This is a genomic window from Nonomuraea sp. NPDC049028, assembly GCF_043197735.1.
GTDB lineage: Bacteria > Actinomycetota > Actinomycetes > Streptosporangiales > Streptosporangiaceae > Nonomuraea.
Map to the genome: position 1 here is coordinate 50291 of NZ_JBICTR010000010.1, position 17420 is coordinate 67710.

The window sequence follows — 17420 nt, forward strand, 5'->3', positions numbered from 1 at the left end:
AACCGTCCATAATTCGTCCCATGCGTCGAGCCCTCGGATACATCGTGGTCTGGTGTGGAGCCACCGTGATCGCGGTCTCAGTGTCGTGGTTCGGCGTGCGCGGTGTCTTGCGTACCGAGTTCGTGGACGATGTCCAGGTTGAGCCGTTCCTGGCGCAGGCGGTCGCGGACGGCGACCGTACGCCCGGCCAGGCGCCCGCTCCCGCCAAGACGTCCGCTCCCACCAGGACGCCCACTCCCACGAAGACGCCTGCCCCCACGAAGACGCCCACACCTACCAGGACGGCGGCTCCCACCAAGCCCGCGGCGCGGAAGACGCAGGCGCCCGCACCCACCAGCACCCCGAAGAACCTGCGGGTGGTGTCGGTGAAGGGCGGCGAGGTGGCGTTCACGCTGGGCCCCGACGGCTGCCGCCTGGTGTCGGCCACTCCCAGGAGCGGCTACTCCACCAAGGTCGCCAGGAACACCGGCTGGATCAGGGTGGACCTGGTCAAGGGCGAGCACGGCTCGGGGGTCTGGTGCATCAGTGGCGAGCAGCGCACCGACACCTGGGAGTACTGATGGCGCTCACTACTACGGACGGAGTAGCCGAGCCATAGCCGTACAGCCGATTCCCAGCGCTGCCCCAGGTGCGAACGTGACCGCATGGACGCACTGCGGAAAGCGCTGGGAGCCCTCTCGGCGGCCTACGCGCTGATCTTCTTCTGCGCGGCGCTGCTGCACACCGGGCTTCCGCTCGGCCCGCTGCGCGAGCCCGTGATCGTGCCGGCGACGATCGTGGAGACGCTCTGCGGCCTGGCCATGCTCGTCGGCGCCCGCGGCGCGCTGAGCCGCCGGCCGTGGGCGTGGGACGGCTTGTTCCACACCCACGCGGGCGCGCTGGCCGGGGTGCTGATGGGGATACTCGCGATGGCGTTCGGCGCGGGCGAGACGACCGCACTGAACACCTGGTATCACCGCACGATGGCGGCACTGTTGATCGCGGGCCTGGCCGCCGCCGGTTACGTGTCGAGGGTACGCAGATAGGCATCGGCTTCGGCGATGTGGTCCTCGGTGAAGACGCGGATCCCGTTGAGCTCCAGCAGCGCCGTGGTGACGCCCTGGCCGGGTGTCCGGCGGCCCCGGAACGTGCCGTCGTAGACGGTCAGCGAGCCGCACGAGGGGCTGCCCTCTTTAAGCACCGCCACCCGGACGCCGAAGGAGCGGGCGACGGCGAGCGCCGACTGCGCGCCCGCCAGGAACTCGGCCGTGACGTCGGACCCGTCGGCGGTGAGCACGCGGGCGGCTCCCGACAGCACGGCTGCGCCGCTGACCCCGCCCTCGATCTCGGCGGCCGGGCGCGGGGTCGGCAGCCCGCCTTCCACCTCGGGGCAGAACGGCACCAGGCGGCCCTCCTCGCGCCAGGCGGCGAGCCGGGCGTCGGCGCTGGTCTTGGCGCCGCCGTCGTAGCGCACCCGCCGGCCCATCAGGCAGGCGCTGACGAGGACTCTCTCCATACCGACGATTTTAGGAGCGCGATCGGCACCAGCGAGACGGCGGCCAGCGCGATCGCGCAGCCGAACGCGTAGGTGAACGGCTCGGCGACGCCTGCCCTGGTGAAGACCTGCAGGAGTACGGCCAGCAGCGCCACGCCGAACGACGACGCCAGCCGTACCGAGATGTTGCTCAGCGTGGAGGCGGCGGGCATGGCGGCCCGGTCGAGCGTCTTGAACGCGGCGGCGGCCACGGAGGGCGCGACCAGCCCGTGCCCGAGGCCCAGCACGAACATCGGGACGACCCCGCCGAACAGCACGAACCCCAGCACGCCGAGCGTCGCCAGCGCCACGCCCGCCGCACCGACCCCGCGCGGCCCGCTCCGGTCGGTGAGCTTGCCGGCGATCGGCATGGTCAGGGCCGCGCCGACTCCCATCGGCGCCAGCAGCAGTCCCGCGTCCAGCGCGTCGCCGCCCTGGGCGAGCTGGCTGTAGAGGGGGACGAGCACGGTCACGCCGAACAGCGCCGCCGAGTAGCAGATCAGCGCGACCACCGCGGCCGCGAACGTACGGTCGCCGAACAGCCGCAGGTCGAGCAGCCCGCCCGGCGTCCGTACCGCCCGCACCGCGAACACCGCCACCAGCGCGAGCCCGCCCCACAGCGCCGGATGGGCGAGCGAGGCGCCGTTGCCCACCTCCGACAGGCCGTACACCAGCGCGGCCAGGCCGGGGGAGAGCAGCGCCAGGCCGAGCACGTCGAGGCGGCTCCCGCCGGTCGGCTGCCCGCCGGGCAGCAGCTTGATCGCGGCCACCAGGGCGATGACGCAGACGGGCAGGTTGATCAGGAAGAGCCAGTGCCAGTCGAGGTCGCGCACGATCACGCCGCCGAGCACGGGCCCGAGCACCGGGGCCAGCATCGCGGGCACCGAGATCATGGCCATCGCCCGGCCCATCCGGTCCTGGCCCGCTACCTGGGCCATCATCGCCTGGCCGACCGGCATGAGCAGGCCGCCGCCCAGCCCCTGGACCGCGCGGAAGGCGATCAGGGCGCCCACCGACCAGGCCGTGGCGCTCAGGGCGGAGCCGCCGGCGAACAGCACCAGCGAGGTCAGCCAGACCGCCTTCGTGCCGAACCGGCCGACCGCCCAGCCGGTGATCGGGATGGTCATGGACAGGGCCAGCAGGTAGCCGGTGATCACCCACTGCATGGTGGCGAGCGTCGTGTGGAAGTCGCGGGCCAGGACGTTGACGGCCACATTCATGATCGTCGTGTCGAGAATCGTCATGATCACGCCCAGCAGGACCACCAGGCCGGTCGTTTTGAGGGGATCTCGTACGCTGTATCGCATGACGTACACCGTAACACTTCTCGTACGGCGTATCGCCCCGCTTAGACTGGGCTCGTGAGTTCCGTCTGGTCGCGGCCCGCGCCGCAGCGACGCCCCGCGCTGACCCGGGAGGCGATCGTGGCCGCCGCGATCGCGATCGCCGACGCCGAAGGGCTGGGGGCCGTCTCGATCCGGCGTGTGGCCACCGAGCTGGGCGCCCGCGCGATGACCCTTTACTCCTACATCGAGCGCAAGGAAGACCTCCTCGACCTGATGGCCGACGAGATCGCCGCGGAGGTGCTGGTCGACGAGCCGCTGCCGGAGGACTGGCGCGAGGCGATCCTGACCATCGCCCGGCGTGAGCGGGAGATGGTGCTCCGGCACCCGTGGCGGGTCGACCTGGTCTCCCAGCGCGTCTCCGTCGGCCCCAACGGCCTGCGTCATGTCGAGCAGTCGCTGGCCGCGCTCGACGGGCTGGCGGTCGACCAGCTGGCCAAGTGGCGGATCCTGGCCGCGATCGACGACTACTCGCTGGGCTTCATCGTCCGCGAGTCGCTGGAACGCGCCGCGCCCCGCCGGATGGGGGTCAGCGACGCCGAGCGGACCGCCCTCGCCGAGCCCTACATGCGGGAGCTGGTCGCCAGCGGCGCGTTCCCCCGGCTCGCGCCGCTGATCGAGGGCGGAGTGGCGGGCGCCGACGACACCTACGAGCGAGGTCTCAACTGGCTGCTGGACGGAATCGAGGGCGACCTACCCGGGCGATAGCCTTTTCCCGATGAACACCACCGTCGCCACGATCGTGATCGTCGGCTCGCTGCTGCTCGCCCTGGCGAGCCTGATCGCCGCGATCCGCAACCGGTCCATGGGCATGATCCTGCTGGTCGGGTTCGCCGTGCTGGAGGTGGCGGTGCTGGTCCAGGCGGGCATCGTGATCGCCGCAGTGGTCGGCGGCCAGGGCCCCGCCGAGAAGGGCACGCTCTACGGCTATCTCGCCGGCCAGGCGGTCATCCCGCCGGCGGGCGTCTTCCTCGCGCTGGCCGAGCGGAGCCGGTGGGGGCCGGCGATCCTGGTCGTGGCCGGGTTCGCGATCGCGGTGATGACGGGCCGGCTGATGCAGATCTGGCAGGGCCTCCCGTGAGCGGGCCGGCGATCGGCAGCGGGCCGGGCCGGGCGCTCGTCGCCGTCTACGGGCTCTTCGCGCTCGCCGCAGGCGCGCGGGCCACCGTGCAGATCCTCACCAAGTTCGGCGAGGCGCCGCTGGCCTACACGTTGTCGGCGCTCGCCGCGCTGGTCTACATCCTGCTCACCGTCGCGCTGGCCCGTGGCGCGCGCACCCTCGCGCTGGCGGCGCTCGGCGTGGAGCTGGCGGGCGTGCTGCTCATCGGCACGGCCAGCGTCCTCGATCCGGCCGCTTTCCCGGAGGCCACCGTCTGGTCGGTCTACGGGAAGGGTTACCTGTTCATCCCGCTGGTCCTGCCGTTCGTCGGCCTCTACTGGCTGCTGCGCAGGCGTTAACGGGCCGAGGGCTCGGGCAGGGGCCCCTCATGAGCACGATCGAGCACTCCGTAGATGTCCAGGTCCCCGTCAGGGTGGCATACAACCAATGGACGCAGTTCGAGAGCTTCCCCGAGTTCATGGAGGGTGTCGAATCAGTCAAGCAGCTCAGCGACACACGTACGGCATGGGTCACCGAGATCGCGGGAGTCAAGCGCGAGTTCGAGGCCGACATCACCGAGCAGCACCCGGACGAGCGGATCGCCTGGCGATCGGTCGACCGGCCGCACCAGGCGGGTGTGGTGACCTTCCACCACCTCGACCCGAACACGACCAAGGTCACGCTCCAGATGGAGTACGACCCTGAGGGCTTCGTCGAGACGGTCGGCGACTGGCTGCAGATCGTCCGCCTGCGCATCAGGAACGACATGGAACGCTTCAAGTCGTTCATCGAGGCGCGCGGCGGCGAGACCGGCGGCTGGCGCGGCGACGTGCCCGGGCCGCACCAGAGCGGCTCCGGTTACGACCAGGGCGACCAGCCGGTACCGCCCGTGACCGGGGACCGGCCGACGCCGCCCGGTGGTGGTGATCGGCCGATGCCGCCCGGCACCATCGGCGGTGGCGGCGAGTTCCCCGGCGGCGCCACGCTCCCGCCGCCCGGCCCCGTGCCGAGCCCCCCGCCCGGCCCGGTGCCTCCGCGTGACGAGCCGCCGCAGGAGCCGCGCCCCATCCTGTGATGGCTTTACCGCAAACCCCCCGGGTGTTCTCGGGGGTTTGCCATGTTTAGGAATAAATGCGGGTTTCGGGCCTGTTAACATGGCGATTCATCCCATGACTTGATGAGTGGAGGACCGTCCCCGCATGAGCGTGCTCGTCCAAGAGACCGACCAAGAGTCCAAAGGCAGATCCCTTGTCTGGCTCCTCGTGCTGGGAATCGTTCTCGCGGCGCTCAACCTGCGTACCGCCGTCACCAGCGTGGGCCCACTGCTCGACCAGCTCGCCGGCGCGCTCGGCATGTCGAGCGTCGGCACCGGACTGCTCACCACGCTACCCGTGCTGGCCTTCGCGACGGTCGGCGCCGTCACGCCCACGCTGGCCAGGCGCGTCGGCGAGCACCGGCTGCTGCTGCTCGCGCTCGTCACGCTCGGCGTGGGCCTGCTCGTACGCTCGCTGGTCGACTCCGCGCCGGTGTTCCTGCTGAGCAGCGCGGTCGCGCTGTCGGGCGGGGCCGTCGGCAACGTGCTCATCCCGACGCTGATCAAGCGTCACTTCCCGGGTCGTACCGGGGTCATGACCACCGTCTACACCGTGGCGCTGGCCGTCGGCACCATGCTCGCCGCCGCGGCCACCGTGCCGATCGAGCGCGCGTCAGGTGACTGGCACATCGCGCTCGGCGTGTGGGCGGCCCTGGCCGCCGTCGCCGTCATTCCGTGGCTTGCGCTCCTGCGCAGTGAGCCGGAGCGGCGCATCGGCCAGGAGGACGCGGGCATCCGCCGGCTCGTCAGGAGCAAGCTGGCCTGGATGGTCGCGATCTACTTCGGCACCCAGTCCATGATCGCTTACATCATGTTCGGCTGGCTCGCCACCATCCTCACCGACGGCGGCTACACCACCGGCCAGGCCGGGCTCCTGCTCGGCGTGTTCACCGCGTTGAGCATCCCGGTCTCGATCCTGGTGCCCGTCCTCGCCTCCCGCTTCCGCGACCAGCGGCCGGTCGTCGTCGGGCTCGTCGCCTGCTACGCCATCGGGTTCGCCGGGCTGTGGCTCGCGCCGATCTCGACGGCGGCGGTCTGGGTGACGTTCGTGGCGATCGGCATGGGGTCGTTCCCGCTGGCGCTGATGATGCTCGCCCTGCGTACGCGTACGCCGGAGACCACCGCCGCGCTGTCGGCGTTCGGGCAGAGCGCCGGCTACCTGATCGCGGGTGCGGGGCCGCTGCTCGTGGGGGTGCTGCACCAGATGACCGGTGGGTGGACGCTGCCGTACGCGCTGATGTTCGCGGTGCTGGTCGTGCAGCTTCTCACCGGGCTGTACGCGGGACGCAACCGGTATCTCGAGGACGAGTCCCTGCCGGTGAACAAGCCCGTCCCTGCCAGAATGGGCGGATGAACTCGACAGTTGTCACCTTCCCCGACGGTCATGTCAGTGGCCGCTCGGAAATCGTCGGGGCCGTGCCGGCGGGGGGCCGGCACGGTCTCGTCGTCGCCGAAACACCGTTCCACCCGCTCGATCACACCTGGCCGGACCAGCCCGCCGACCGGGGCACGATCGGCGGGCTGCCGGTGGCCGACTGCGTCACGGGGGCCCAGTCGGGCACCGGCGAGATCTTCCTCGGCCCCGACATCCCGGTACGCCGGGGCACCGAGGGCTGGGCCTGGCTGGTCGTCCACGTGACCGAGACCCCGCTGCCCGTGGGGACCGAGGTCGCGCTGGAGGTGGACCCCGGCCACCGGGCGGCCCTGTCGGCCGGGCACACCGCCTGCCACCTGGCCGCGCTCGCCCTGAACGCCGCCCTGGCCGGGCACTGGCGCAAGCCCGCGGCGCCCGACGGGCTCGGCCACCCGGACTTCGACCAGAGCGCGATCACCTCGTCGCGGATCTCCCCCTTCGGCAGCGAGGACGTCTACCGGCTCGGCAAGTCCCTGCGCAAGAAGGGGTTCTCCGCCGAGGGACTGGACCTCTCGCAGGTCACCTCGGAGGTGAACGACCGGCTCAAGGCGTGGGTCGCGGCCGACGCGGCGGTCTGGCTCGACGTGCCGGGGCCCGGGCTGACGGCCCGCCGTACGTGGCACTGCGCGCTGCCGGAAGGGGAGACCTCGATCCCGTGCGGCGGCACGCATGTCCGGGGTACGGCGGAGCTCGGGGTCGTCACGGTCGAGCTGGATCTGGCGGATGCCGCGCTGACCATGCGTACTACTTGTCGCTGAGGACTACTTGTCTCTGAGGAAGGCGAGCACCCGCTGCCAGGCGTCGGCGCAGGCCTCCTCGTGCCCGGCGGCGGTGGCGTCGAAGAAGCCGTGCGGGGCGCGCCACCGCCGGCCTGCCCAGCCGGTCGGCCGCGGCCATGATGTCGTCCTGGATGCTCTCCCTGCCGAGCTTGGAGACGTGCTCCATGAAGGGGAAGTCCTCGCCCCGATCGTCGTCGGTGGCGGTCCTGCCGTAGTAGTCGATGGCGATGGCCGGGTGACCCTGCTCCGCCAGCCGTACGGCCAGCTGCTTGTAGAAGTCGTGCAGCCCGCGCAGGTCGGGCAGGATGACCACGCCCGGCCCGCGGACGTCGTCGGGACGAGCCTCGTAGGCGGCGAACACGGTGCCGTCGGCCGAGGTCAGCCTTATGCCGGAGGCGCTCGTGCCGGTGATGGGGGCGGTGGGGACGGGTGGTTGCGCATCGTCGTCGTAGCACATGATGGGGCGAAATTACCAAAGCACCGACTCGGCCGACAGGCGTGTCAGCATGTGTTGACAAGCGGATGCTTGTCAACACATGCTGACACCATGAAGGTCAACGAGCTGGCCGAGGCGGCCACCGATCGCGATCCCGGCGTGGGTCTGGCGGCCGTGGCCGCCCTGAGAGCTCTGCTGGAGGAGCTCGAGGCCACGCACGTGTCCAACGCCCGGGACCAGGGGTGGTCCTGGGAGCAGATCGCCGACGCCCTCGGGGTCAGACGGCAGTCCGCGCACCGCAAGCACGCCCGCCGAGTCGGAAGGTAGCCACATGCTCGCCAGATTCACCGACCCCGCCCGCCGCACGCTGATCAGGGCCGGCACGCTGGCCCTCGACGCGAGGCGTCCGGCGCTCACCCCTGACCTCCTGCTGCTCGCCCTGGCCGAGATCCGGCCCTTCTCGCTGGAGCGGTTCACCGTGACGGCTGAGGATGTACGGGGGCAGGTGGATCTCGGTGACGCCCGTGAACTGCTCGCCACCCTGGGGATCGACCTCGACGCCGTGCACCGCCGTACCAGGGAGGGGACCTCCGACCCCGCGCGGTGGCGACTGACGAGGTCGCGCCTCAAGCCGCTGCGGATGACCCTGTACGGGCCGTTGGGCGCGGTACCACTGGCCATGCACGCGCGCAAAGCGGTGGAGGTGGCGATGTGGCGGCCGGGGGCGGTGACGGGGGAGCGGCTGCTTTGGGGGTTGTTGGCCGACTATTCGCACGGAGTGGGGCGGATTCTGCTGGACGGCGGGGTGGACTTGCGGGCGCTGGTGGAGGAGGCGGGGATACCGGTGGCCCAGACGGCGTAGCGCCGGTGGAGGCGGGGATGCCGGTGGCCCAGGCAGCGTAGTGCTGCGTCAGGACGGGACGTTGAGGTGGGTGATCTTGTCTGGGTTCGCGATGAGGTAGATCGTGTCGATCTTGCCGTCCGTGACGAGCAGGGAGATGACGGTGACGACCCGGCCCGCGGCCGAGGCGACTATGGCGGGTGCGCCGTTCACGTTCGCCAGATCGTACGACAGGGTGACCAAGTCGCTTACGCCGATCGAGGCCATGAACTTGGCGATGCCGTCGGGGGTGGCGATGGACGTCATGAAGCGCGTCACGTTCGCGGCGCCGGTCAGGGCACGCAGCGGGGACCGGGCCTTGCCGCCACCGTCGCTCACCAACGTCACATCGGTGGACAGCAGCTCGATCAACCCGTCCAGGTCACCGCTGGTGGAGGCGCGGATGAAGCGTTCGGTGATGCGCCGCCGCTCGCCGCGGTCCACATCGAAACGGGGCCGCTTCTCCTGTACGTGATCGCGGGCGCGCCTGGCCAGCTGCCGCGTGGCGGGCTCGGCCCGGCCGATCACCTCGGCGATCTCGGAGAACGGCAGATCGAACGCCTCCCGCAGCACGAACACCGCCCGCTCCAGCGGCGAGAGCGTTTCGAGCACCACGAGCAGCGCGAACTCCACGGAATCGGCCAGCTCCGCGTGCTCCGCCACGTCGGGCGCGGTGCTGATGGGCTCGGGCAGCCACGGGCCGACGTACGACTCGCGCCGCGACTTCGCCCACCGCAGCCGGTCGATGGCCAGCCGCGACGTGATCCTGACCAGGTACGCCTTGGGGTCGGCGACGGTCGTCTCATCCACGCCGGACCAGCGCAGCCACGCCTCCTGCACCACGTCCTCGGCATCGGTCACGCTGCCCAGGATCCGGTACGCGACGCCGGTCAGCAGGCCGCGGTGGTCTTCGAAGGTCGACATGAGACTTAAGACGTATCACGGGGGATCGTGTGTGACACAGCCGCTGCGGGATTCCTATACACTGAGATCGCACCAAGGGGCTATAGCGCAGCTGGTAGCGCACCTCCATGGCATGGAGGGGGTCTGGGGTTCGAATCCCCATAGCTCCACTCGATCGGCGGGGTTTTCGTGGTTGCTCGCCCCCTACGGGGGCTTCGCTTCCCCACGGCGACTTTGTCGAGATGGCGCGCCTCGCCAAGTGATCCACGATCTCGTTGTACGGCTGCTCCGCTGTGTGGCCGAGAAACCGCACCGCTCTGCGGGTCATCTCGGTTGATCGTGTGACTACGTTCGCCCGCATGGGCGCAAGTCGCGGGAGGCCGTTTCCCCGTGTTGGGGCTTCTTCGGCCCGAGCGGCTTCACGGGTTCTGGGCGTTCGTGGTCGGTGAGGTTGCGGAAGCCCAGGGCGGACGCCCCGTCGCCGATCAACCGTGTCGGGTCGGCCGGTAGGTCAGTACCTGCGTGTGGCCGTCGAAGGTCCGGGCCTCGAGCAGTTCGAGGTCGAAGTCGTCCGCGCCGTCGAAGATCCGGTCCACGCCGGTCGTCCCGGAGATCACTGGGAAGACCGTTACCTCGATGGCGTCGATCAGGCCGGCGTTCAGCAGTGTCCGGTTGAGGGTCAGGCTGCCGTGGGAGCGCAGCGGCACATCGGATTCGGCCTTGAGGCGCGTGACCACCTCGACAGGGTCGCCGGACTCGATGGTCGTGTCCGGCCAATCGAGCGGCTCGGTCAGCCGGCTGGAGAGCACCGTGACCGGGGAGTCGAACATGCGCGTGATCCACCCGTCGAACAGGCTGCGGTCGAAGCCCGCGTCAAGGAACGGCGCGTTCGACGAGTAGGTCTTGGCCCCGAGCACCATGCGCAGCGGGTCGCGGTAGGCGGCGGCGCGATGGGCGAGGAATTCGGGGCCCTGCTTGCCCCAGTAGCCGCCCCAGTCGCCGTTGTGGTTGGCGAAGCCGTCGAGCGTGGAGAAGATGTCGAAGGTGTACGTGGCAGTCATGGGGTGTCTCCTTGCGGGAAGTTGGCCGCGCCTGCTTTGTCGCGGCCTCACCCTTGCTACGAACACCACCGCCCCGATCCGACACCTCTCCCGGATTTGTGGCAAAACTTTCCGGGCTCATCCAGGGGCACTACCGGAGGTCGGCAGAAGCGCTGGCAGCTTCGGGAAGAGGAACGTACTTGCCGAGGAACTGCCGGGCTGTCGGCTTGTCCAGGCGGTAGTCGTAGTTGGTTCCCTTGCAGGCGTCGTCGGCCCCGCTGATCGACGTGGCCACGAGGAGGTGCGAGTCGGGGCCGCCCAGGAAGTTCGGGCCGCCTGAGTCGCCGAAGCAGGTGCTGCCGTCCCCATGGGAAGCCAGGGACAGGTCCAGCCATTTGGCGGACAGGTTCTCGAAGGAGATGGACGCTTGGCGGCGCGTGTCGGTGTAATGCCACTGCTCGCCGTGCCCTCCCTTGTCCTGGGCGCCGTGCTCACCCTTGGCCGGGGAGAGGGCGCCGTACCCGACGGGGGTGAAATGGGCGGACTTCAGCTTGCCGTCGGCCTTGAGGCGGTCGAGCATGCCCACCTCCGGCAACTGGGCCGGGCGGATGCCCGTGACGGGCTTGTCGAAGACGACGACTGCCATGTCGTGCAGATCCGAGTCCGTCGTGAACCGCGGGTCGGGGATGTACCGGCCGGAGTAGAGCTGGTCGCCGCGCGTGTAGTGGTGGGCGAAGGAGACCTGGGCCGTCTTCTGATTCCGCTCCCCGCAGTGCGCGGCGGTGAGGAAGACCGTCGGCGAGACGAGGGTGCCAGTGCAGTACGCCCAGGTACCGTCGGAGTGCGGCTTCTCGGCGACGAGGGCCCCTACTTCCGGGTGGGCGTCACCGTCGTCCGAGCCGTTGGTGATGGCTGCCGCGGGCGTAGCTGAATAAGCAACCGTGGCCGCAATAACTAGGACAAAAGGGACGTAACGCATCTGAGGAGTGTAGGCGGAACATAGCCTCCGCATGGAATACCGTGCAAAAAATTTACCTCCGCCAGGGCTGATGTGACGCTTGTGAGTGCGGGGACGCGGGATTCGGCGATGCTGCGCGCATAGACGGGTGATCTATGCGTGGTGACTCTGCTCCGCTGGGTGCCATCACGCGATCTCCAGATGATCGCGTGATGGCCGTTCACCTGCGATTCCAGTCCCGAGCGCCGATCAGCCGGAGTTGTCCGGCCATGATGACGGCACGTTGTTCAGGAACAGGGACTTGCCGCTCATCGGCTCGCACCACACGCCACGATTGCCCGTGCAGAAGTCGTCCCGCTCGTAGCCGGCCCAGTTGGCGATCGGGCCGCCGTCCGGCCCCGTGAGGTGCTTCCAGGTCGGCAGTGTGCCGTCGATGAGCGTGCTGCCGAAGGAGTACATCTTTGTGCGGTCGGGGTAGTAGGTGATGGATGCGTTATTGCTGGAATCGAGCTGCTTTTTCATGATGTTGTTGAAGAAGATGTTGTTGTAGCCGGATGATCCGGACCACTTCACCGCCTTCTTTCCCGCGGCCCACCAGATCGGGAACCATTGCGAGTCGTCCGGTGGGCTCCCGCCCTCGTCACCGCAGTTGCTGTAGCAGCTCCCCGGCCGGTGCCCGTACGGCGTGTTGACGCGGTTGAGCTCGAAGATGTTGTTGCGTTCCCAGCCGCCGTGCAGGTTGAGGTCGGAGTCGAAGTCGTTGCCGATGGCCACGTTGCCGGAGGCCGACCACTGGAAGGTGAAGTGCCGCAGGTTGCGGGTGGCGTTGCCGGCGTACACCGAGTCCCAGACGCGGGAGCCGCGGAAGTAGCCGTTGCCGCCCTTGCCCTTGTTCCATGAACCTTCCAGGTAGTTGTTGATCACCGAAAGGTTCTTGGCCTCCTCGGTCACGATGGCGTGGGAACCCGTCATGTACGACCGGACCCCCTTGACCCAGCCGTTGATCGCCCACTTCAGCACGATGCCGTGCATCTCCCCGGCCGGATCCATGTTGCCGTAGTTGTGGCTGGCCGAGATGGCCTCCTCGGAGGGCATGTCCTGGGTGAAGTACAGGTTCTCGATCCCCACCCCCAGGACCGGATCGACGATCGGCGAGGCCTTGGAGTCGAAGGGCTTGTCGAGCCCGGGAATGGGGTCCGAACCGTCGGAGGTGGAGTTGACCGGCACGTCGTACTCCAGCGGCTTGTCCAGCGTGATGGTCTTGCCGTTGACCGCCGTGATCTTGAAGATCTGCTGCCGCATGTGCAGGTTCTGGAGTTCGTGCTCGGTCGGCACGGCCTCCATCTGCTGGTAGAACTTCATCGTGTTGGCGGCGCGGATGTTCACGTACGCGCCGGCCTTGAAGTTCGCCATGATCTTGCTGTTGGTGCTGTCGGCCAGGGTGATCGTCATGTCGCCCGTCCGCGCGGCGAGTCCCTCGCCCCACTTCGCGCTCTCCTTGAGCTTCGCGCCGACCTTCCAGTGCACGTTCACCGTGCCCTCGAAGATGTCCTTGCGGTTCTGCGGCGCCGCCTTCCAGCCGTTCTCGTAGTCGGGATGGCGCTCTCTGGCCTGCACCCGGAACAGGCCGCGCCCCGGCCAGATCCATCCGCCGGGAGCGGGTTCGGCATTGCCGTCCCCGCGGTCGACGGTCATCGCGTCCTCGTCCCAGTCCGCTCCGTCGGCGGTGAGTTTGTCGTAGCGGGTGTTGGCATCGGGGGTGTAGACGACGCGGGTGCCGGTGTCGGGGTCGGAGCCCTCGCCGCGCAGCACCATGTAGTCGGCGTCCACGTAGATCTGGTGGGTCACGTTGAGCGTTCCGGCCGGCAGGGTGATCTGGCTGAGGCTGTGGTATCCGGCGCTCGGTGAGCACGTGCCCTTGATGTGGTCGATGGCGTTCTGGATGCCGCCGGTGTCGTCCTGCCCGTCGTTCGGCCGCACGCCGTACTGGCTCCGCATGGCGGCGGAGGTGATGGCGCACGCGCCGTTCGGGTTGAAGTCACCGGCGCCGGGCAGGTCGCCGCCGTCCAGATATCCGGCCTTGGTCCAGTCGCGCAGGCCGATCTGGAGCCCGCGGCGGTTCCCCGCGGACAGGTCCAGGTCCTTCAGCGGCGCGGGCGGGGGAATGTACAGGTCGGGGTAGCCGCACGTGTGCTCGGCGTTGGGCGACCAGGCGCGTGGCGACACCGCGTTGTACTTACCGGTGATCTGGACGTAGAACGCGTCGCCCTTCTCCGCGGGATCGGCGGGATTGTCGATCTTCAGGACGTGGTGGTTCTGATAGAAGCGATTCAGATCGGTACCGCCCTGGCTGTTCTGCGCTGCGTTGATCATCCGGCACGAGACCCCCTTGCCCGCGGCCGCGCCCTCCGCCGTGGAGTTGAAGGGATATTCGTCGCAGCTGTCGAGGTCACCCGGGGGACGCGGCAGGCTGCGGGGGCAGGCGATGTCCCGGTTGTCGCCCTCCTTGGCGCCCCGCGTCAACGGGACGCCGCCCGGCTCGCCGGGGGCGGGGCCGCCGTCCTTCATGCCGGGTACGCCGCGCCGTCGCTGAGCGTCGCGGATGTGCAGCGCGTGTTCCTGCACCTCTCTGTTGTCGAGGGCGAAGGTCATCGTGTCCGGTTGCTGCGGGAACACGCAACCGGCGTCCTTGATGGTGGAGTCGATCCCGTCGCAGCGGATGTCCGGCTCGGTGGCCAGCACCGACATCGCGGGCTGATCCGGGTGCTCCGGGAAGACGATCTCCACCCGGCCGAGCACCGTCGCCCAGGACACCTCGCCGCTCCGGGCCGACACGACGGTGTCGGTGGTCCAGGTGCCGCGCACCGGAGCGTCGTACACCAGCGGGTGCGTGGGCAGGCCATCACCGCGCGGGAACTCCTTGTAGTCGCTCCCGTCGTCGAGCACCCTCGGGCAGGACGGCTTGACGCCGAGCTTCTCGCAGTAGAACGCCTTGGCCGCGACGCCGGCGCCGTTCACCTCGCCCCAGCTGCCCAGGGGGATCGCGACGACCTCGGCTTCGTAGCTCCAGGTGTTCATGGCCCGGCCGTCGGCGTTGACCTCGGCGTGCCAGTACTGCGTCACGAAGTAGTTGAGCTGGCCCAGCTGCTCGGTGCGGTCCCGGTTGTAGACCTTGGCGGCCTGCAGCGGGGTTCGCGCGCAGACCTCCACCCGGCTGATGAAGTGCCAGGCCCCCTCCGGGGAGGCCGCGCACCCGGCGGGCAGCGACGTGGCGGCCGCGCGGGTGGCCGTGCGTGCCTTTCGCGTGGTGAGGTCGGCGGTCTTCGGCTTCGTGCAGCCGTCTTTCCGTCCCCCGAAGAGCTTCACGGCCGCGGCGGAGCAGCCGTCGTGCACCTTGAGCCGGGAACCGGTCAGTGGAGTGTCCCAGTCCGCGTCGGCGGCGGGGACGCTGCCGGCGGGGGTGGTGGTGGGCGGCGGGGCAGGCTCGGCCGCCGCCGAGATTCCGGTCAGAAGGGGGAGGATGACGATGAGTCCAGCGAAAACCGCTAATAACCTCGATAAGCGTTGTAACACCCTGCCAGCTCCTTAGGGGATGACGGTGAGGAAGAGGGACGACTGTGTGTCGGTCCCGGTGGCGTCCACTCCGTGGCCGCCGGTGTAGTCGCGGCGTTCGTTGCCGGCCCAGTCGGTGATCGGGACGCCGCCGACGTCGAGGTGCTGCCAGCCGGTCCCGTTCCAGCCGAAGCGGTAGATCGTCGTGGGGCTCGGGTAGTAGTCCTCGTACGGTGCGGCCGGCCCGTCGGCCTGCTTCTTCAGCACGTTGTTGAACAGCACGTTGTTCGGCCCCGACGAGCCGGACCACTTGACGGCCTTGGGACCGGCCGACCAGTAGACGGGGAACCACGTGCCGTCGTCCGTGCCGCCGCCCTCGCCCCCGCAGCGCGCGGTGCAGCTGCCGGACCTGTGGTCGTACGGCACCGTGCTCCGGTTGAGCTCGAAGAGGTTGTTGCGCTCCCAGCCGCCGTGCAGGTTGATGTCGGAGTCGAACTTGTTGCCGATCGCCACGTTGCCGGAGGCCGACCACTGGAAGGTGAAGTGCCGCAGGCCGGTGGTGGTGTTCCCGGCGTAGACCGAGTCCCACACGCGCGAGCCGCGCAGGTAGCCGTTGCCGCCCTTGCCCTTGTTCCAGGCGCCGTCGAGCGTGTTGTCGACCACCGAAAGGTTCTTGGCCTCCTCGGTGACGATGGGGTGCGACCCGGTCATGTGCGTGCGGATGCCCTTGATCCAGATGTCGGCCGCGTGCTTGACGACGATGCCGTGCATCTCGGCGGCCGGCGCCATGTTGCCGTAGTTGTGTACGGCGGCCTGTTCGTCCAGGCCGGGCATGTCCTGGGTGAGGAAGAAATTCGCGAAGCCCACGCCCACCACCGGGTCGATCAGCGGCGCGACCTTGGAGGCGTACACGGTGTTGTCGATGGCCGCGGAGCCGTCCGAGGTCGAGTCGACCGGCACGTCGAATTCGAGGGGCTTGTCGAGCTGTACGGTCTTCGCGGTGGTGTCGACTGCCTTGACCTTGAAGAGCTGCTGCCGCATGTGCAGGTTCTCCATCTCGCCGCTGCCGGCGGGCACGGTCATCTGCGCGTAGAAGTTTCGGGTGTTGGCCGCGCGTACGTTGACGTAGCCGCCCACCTTGATGCCCGCCATCAGCGCCGCCGAGGTGCTCGTGCTCAGGTAGACCGTGTCCTGGCCGGTCTTGCCGGCGAATCCCGGCGTGCCGGGCATGGCGCGCAGCTTGACGCCCGACACCCAGTGCGCGTTGACCGTGCCCTCGAACATGTCCTTGCGGTTGGCCGGGGCGTCGTCATAGGTCTCGTCGTCCTCGTCGGCGGCTCCGGCGCCGGGGCAGCCGGTCTGCGCGCCGACCCGGTACTGGGCCGCCACGCATCGCGACTCGACCCGGAACAGCCCGCGGCCGGGCCACAGCCAGCCGCCGTTGGCCTTGCCCCACTCCATCGCGGACTGGTCCCAGTCGGAGCCGTCGGAGGTCAGCGTGTCGTACATGGTGGCGGAGCCCGGCCGATACACGATCTTGGTTCCGGTGGCCGGGTCGGCGCCGGCGCCGGTGATCACCAGGTAGTCGGCGTCCACCTTGATCTCGCCGGTCACCAGCAGCTCGCCCTGGGGGAGCTGGATGGAGCTGAGCCTGTTCGGGGCCGCGGTGGGGGAGCACTGTGTTCGTACGAAGTCGATCGCCGCCTGCAGGCCCGCGGTGTCGTCGCCGCCGTCGCCGGGGAGCACGTGGTACGTGGCGGCCAGTGTCGCGGGGGTCAGGCGGCACGCGGTGTCGGTGGTGTAGTCGGACGCGCCGGGGAGGGGCGCGCCCTCCCGATAGCCCGCCTTGGACCAGTCGTAGAGCCCTGCCACGGGAGCACGGCGGTTGCCGGTCGTCAGATCGAGGCCGGTGCGCGCCTCACCGTCGGCGGGCGGCGTGGGGGTGACAGTGGGCGTGGGCGTGGGGGTTGGGGTTGGGGTGGGAGTTGGGGTCGGCGTGGGTGGCTGTGTGGTCACCGTGAACGTGGCCTCGGCGGAGACCGTGGTCCCGGCCGCGCTCCATCTCGCCTTCAGCTCGTGGCCGCCGGTCGAAGCGCTCACCGTCCACTGGTACGGCGCGGTCGTGTCCTTGCCGAGGTAGGCGTTGTCCAGCAGGAACTTCACGCCGTCGGTCACCACGCCCGGATCGACGAGGTCCGCGGTGAAGGGCGCGGTCACGCTGCCCCCGGCCAGCGGAACCCCGTTCACCGCGAGGTACGGGCCATCGGCCCAGGCGACCGGAACCATGCCTAAGCCGAAGACGGCCACCAAGGCGGCCACCGGCCGCCGGCGAAACCTGAACACGTGGGAAGTCCTTCCTGTCGGGAAGCGCCGCCGATTCACGGGCGGGTGAATCGTCGCCGCCCCGGCG

18 protein-coding genes and 1 tRNA gene are annotated in these 17420 nt (G+C 69.5%); 11 read left to right on the top strand and 8 right to left on the bottom strand.

Annotated features, from left to right (window positions below):
* Positions 1 to 20: 20 nt before the first annotated feature.
* Positions 21 to 560: a hypothetical protein gene (locus tag ACGFJ2_RS36815; RefSeq protein WP_357939851.1), complete on the top strand. Its 540-nt coding sequence runs from the start codon at positions 21 to 23 to the stop codon at positions 558 to 560.
* 84 nt (positions 561 to 644) lie between these two features.
* A complete protein-coding gene (locus ACGFJ2_RS36820) occupies positions 645 to 1025 on the top strand; it encodes a hypothetical protein (RefSeq protein ID WP_357939853.1) in 381 nt (126 codons plus the stop codon).
* Here the strand turns inward: ACGFJ2_RS36820 and ACGFJ2_RS36825 are convergent.
* Both ACGFJ2_RS36825 and ACGFJ2_RS36830 read right to left on the bottom strand, forming a co-directional pair.
* Positions 1001 to 1495 (bottom strand): DUF523 domain-containing protein, encoded by a 495-nt coding sequence (locus ACGFJ2_RS36825; RefSeq protein WP_358555047.1) that lies wholly within the window; start codon positions 1493 to 1495, stop codon positions 1001 to 1003. The two genes, ACGFJ2_RS36820 and ACGFJ2_RS36825, sit on opposite strands and share 25 nt — an antisense overlap.
* Positions 1465 to 2820 carry an MDR family MFS transporter gene (locus ACGFJ2_RS36830; RefSeq protein WP_357939857.1) on the bottom strand — a complete coding sequence of 452 codons (1356 nt, stop codon included), beginning with the start codon at positions 2818 to 2820 and terminating at the stop codon, positions 1465 to 1467. The genes ACGFJ2_RS36825 and ACGFJ2_RS36830 overlap by 31 nt, the downstream gene beginning before the upstream one ends.
* Before the next feature lie 54 nt (positions 2821 to 2874).
* On the opposite strand from ACGFJ2_RS36830, the gene ACGFJ2_RS36835 reads away from it, so the two are divergent.
* The 6 genes from ACGFJ2_RS36835 to ACGFJ2_RS36860 all read left to right on the top strand — a co-directional run bounded on the left by ACGFJ2_RS36835 (position 2875) and on the right by ACGFJ2_RS36860 (position 7220).
* The gene (locus tag ACGFJ2_RS36835; RefSeq protein WP_357939859.1) at positions 2875 to 3564 is read left to right on the top strand and encodes a TetR/AcrR family transcriptional regulator; all 690 of its coding nucleotides are present in this window, start codon (positions 2875 to 2877) and stop codon (positions 3562 to 3564) included.
* Between the two features lie 10 nt (positions 3565 to 3574).
* Positions 3575 to 3937, top strand: a complete 363-nt coding sequence (locus ACGFJ2_RS36840) for a hypothetical protein (protein WP_357939861.1) — start codon at positions 3575 to 3577, stop codon at positions 3935 to 3937.
* A complete protein-coding gene (locus ACGFJ2_RS36845) occupies positions 3934 to 4314 on the top strand; it encodes a hypothetical protein (protein ID WP_357939863.1) in 381 nt (126 codons plus the stop codon). Before ACGFJ2_RS36840 ends, ACGFJ2_RS36845 begins: the two co-directional genes overlap by 4 nt.
* A 29-nt stretch (positions 4315 to 4343) precedes the next feature.
* Entirely contained in the window at positions 4344 to 5030 is a 687-nt protein-coding gene (locus ACGFJ2_RS36850; protein ID WP_357939865.1) for an SRPBCC family protein, read from the top strand.
* Positions 5031 to 5154: 124 nt separating this feature from the next.
* Positions 5155 to 6402: a CynX/NimT family MFS transporter gene (locus tag ACGFJ2_RS36855; protein WP_393476404.1), complete on the top strand. Its 1248-nt coding sequence runs from the start codon at positions 5155 to 5157 to the stop codon at positions 6400 to 6402.
* Positions 6399 to 7220 (top strand): metal-dependent hydrolase, encoded by an 822-nt coding sequence (locus ACGFJ2_RS36860; RefSeq protein WP_357939868.1) that lies wholly within the window; start codon positions 6399 to 6401, stop codon positions 7218 to 7220. Before ACGFJ2_RS36855 ends, ACGFJ2_RS36860 begins: the two co-directional genes overlap by 4 nt.
* Here ACGFJ2_RS36860 and ACGFJ2_RS36865 read toward each other — a convergent pair.
* Positions 7207 to 7698 carry a dienelactone hydrolase family protein gene (locus tag ACGFJ2_RS36865; protein ID WP_393476407.1) on the bottom strand — a complete coding sequence of 164 codons (492 nt, stop codon included), beginning with the start codon at positions 7696 to 7698 and terminating at the stop codon, positions 7207 to 7209. The two genes, ACGFJ2_RS36860 and ACGFJ2_RS36865, sit on opposite strands and share 14 nt — an antisense overlap.
* A gap of 90 nt (positions 7699 to 7788) precedes the next feature.
* Here ACGFJ2_RS36865 and ACGFJ2_RS36870 point away from each other — a divergent pair, with 90 nt between their 5' ends.
* Positions 7789 to 8004: a helix-turn-helix domain-containing protein gene (locus ACGFJ2_RS36870; protein WP_357648152.1), complete on the top strand. Its 216-nt coding sequence runs from the start codon at positions 7789 to 7791 to the stop codon at positions 8002 to 8004.
* Positions 8005 to 8008: 4 nt separating this feature from the next.
* Positions 8009 to 8539 carry a Clp protease N-terminal domain-containing protein gene (locus ACGFJ2_RS36875; RefSeq protein WP_393476411.1) on the top strand — a complete coding sequence of 177 codons (531 nt, stop codon included), beginning with the start codon at positions 8009 to 8011 and terminating at the stop codon, positions 8537 to 8539.
* 48 nt (positions 8540 to 8587) lie between these two features.
* On the opposite strand, the gene sigJ is transcribed toward ACGFJ2_RS36875, so the two are convergent.
* Positions 8588 to 9481 carry an RNA polymerase sigma factor SigJ gene (gene sigJ / locus ACGFJ2_RS36880; protein WP_393476414.1) on the bottom strand — a complete coding sequence of 298 codons (894 nt, stop codon included), beginning with the start codon at positions 9479 to 9481 and terminating at the stop codon, positions 8588 to 8590.
* Between the two features lie 76 nt (positions 9482 to 9557).
* Between sigJ and ACGFJ2_RS36885 the strand changes: the two genes are divergently transcribed.
* A tRNA-Ala gene (locus ACGFJ2_RS36885) sits at positions 9558 to 9630 on the top strand.
* A 315-nt stretch (positions 9631 to 9945) separates the two neighbouring features.
* Here ACGFJ2_RS36885 and ACGFJ2_RS36890 read toward each other — a convergent pair.
* The 4 genes from ACGFJ2_RS36890 to ACGFJ2_RS36905 form a co-directional block, all read right to left on the bottom strand.
* Positions 9946 to 10521: a dihydrofolate reductase family protein gene (locus ACGFJ2_RS36890; RefSeq protein WP_393476417.1), complete on the bottom strand. Its 576-nt coding sequence runs from the start codon at positions 10519 to 10521 to the stop codon at positions 9946 to 9948.
* 130 nt (positions 10522 to 10651) lie between these two features.
* Positions 10652 to 11479 (bottom strand): trypsin-like serine protease, encoded by an 828-nt coding sequence (locus tag ACGFJ2_RS36895; RefSeq protein ID WP_357939878.1) that lies wholly within the window; start codon positions 11477 to 11479, stop codon positions 10652 to 10654.
* A 228-nt stretch (positions 11480 to 11707) separates the two neighbouring features.
* Positions 11708 to 15031: a NucA/NucB deoxyribonuclease domain-containing protein gene (locus tag ACGFJ2_RS36900; RefSeq protein ID WP_393476420.1), complete on the bottom strand. Its 3324-nt coding sequence runs from the start codon at positions 15029 to 15031 to the stop codon at positions 11708 to 11710.
* Between the two features lie 12 nt (positions 15032 to 15043).
* The gene (locus tag ACGFJ2_RS36905; protein ID WP_393476423.1) at positions 15044 to 17353 is read right to left on the bottom strand and encodes a hypothetical protein; all 2310 of its coding nucleotides are present in this window, start codon (positions 17351 to 17353) and stop codon (positions 15044 to 15046) included.
* Positions 17354 to 17420: the final 67 nt, after the last annotated feature.